The sequence below is a fragment of the Arthrobacter sp. 01N444 genome (genome assembly GCF_056399305.1).
This window is the reverse complement of the sequence record NZ_JBFTRB010000034.1, coordinates 1-1,049: the sequence shown is the minus strand read 5'-3', so window position 1 is coordinate 1,049 and position 1,049 is coordinate 1. Positions and strand designations below refer to the sequence as shown.

1 protein-coding gene is annotated in these 1,049 nt (G+C 67.9%); it reads right to left on the bottom strand.

Features of this window, described 5'->3' with window-relative positions; all coding sequences use genetic code 11:
* Positions 1–1,049, bottom strand: a 1,049-nt coding sequence (locus tag AC1DKN_RS20970; protein WP_476872403.1) for an aspartate ammonia-lyase, incomplete at both ends; no start/stop codon positions are given.

Genomic DNA, 1,049 nt, shown 5'->3' with positions numbered 1-1,049 from the left:
AGTTCCGCGACGCCCTTGCCGGTGGCGAGGGCTTCCTGGGCGATGGCCGTGGCTGTGGCGTAGCCCAGTTGCGGGTTCAGGGCGGTGACGAGGCCGATGGATTGTTCCACGGTGAGGCGAAGGTGTTCGGTGTTGGCGGTGATGCCCCGGACGCAGCGGGCCGTGAGGGTGCGGCACGCGGCTTCSAGGTGGGAGATGCTCTTGTGGAGGCTGTGGACGATGATGGGTTCGAAGGCGTTGAGCTGGAGCTGGCCGGCCTCGGCGGCCATGGTGATGGTGACGTCGTTGCCGATCACCTCGTAGGCSACCTGGCTGACCACTTCCGGGATGACCGGGTTGATCTTGCCGGGCATGATCGAGGAGCCGGACTGCACCGCGGGGAGGTTGATCTCGCCGAAGCCGGCGCGCGGGCCCGAGGAGAGCAGCCGGAGGTCGTTGCAGATCTTGGARAGTTTCACRGCGACCCGCTTGAGCACRCCGGAGAGGTGCACGAAGGCGCCGACGTCCTGGGTGGCCTCGATCAGGTCCACGGCCGTGACGAGCGGCAGGCCGGTGATTTCGGCCAGGTGCCGGCAGGCGGCCTCGGCRTAYCCGGCGGGGGCGTTCAGGCCGGTGCCGATCGCGGTGGCACCGAGGTTGATTTCGTGGATCAGCAGGTCGGCCTCGGCCAGGCGGAGYCGGTCCTCGCCGATCGTGACGGCGTAGGTGCCGAACTCCTGGCCGAGSGTCATGGGGACGGCGTCCTGGAGCTGGGTGCGGCCCATCTTGACCACCGTGCGGAACTCGAGGGCCTTTGCGGCGAAGGCGTCTTCGAGYTCGGTGAGGGCCTGGAGCAGTTCCCGGGCCGCGAAGATCGTGCCGAGCTTGACCGCGGTGGGGTAGACGTCGTTGGTGGACTGGCTGAGGTTGACGTGGTCGTTGGGGTGCAGCCGGGCGTAGTCGCCCTTCGGGTGCCCGAGGATTTCCAGGGCCCGGTTGGCGATGACCTCGTTGGCGTTCATGTTCGAGGAGGTCCCGGCGCCGCCCTGGATGACGTCGACGACGAATTG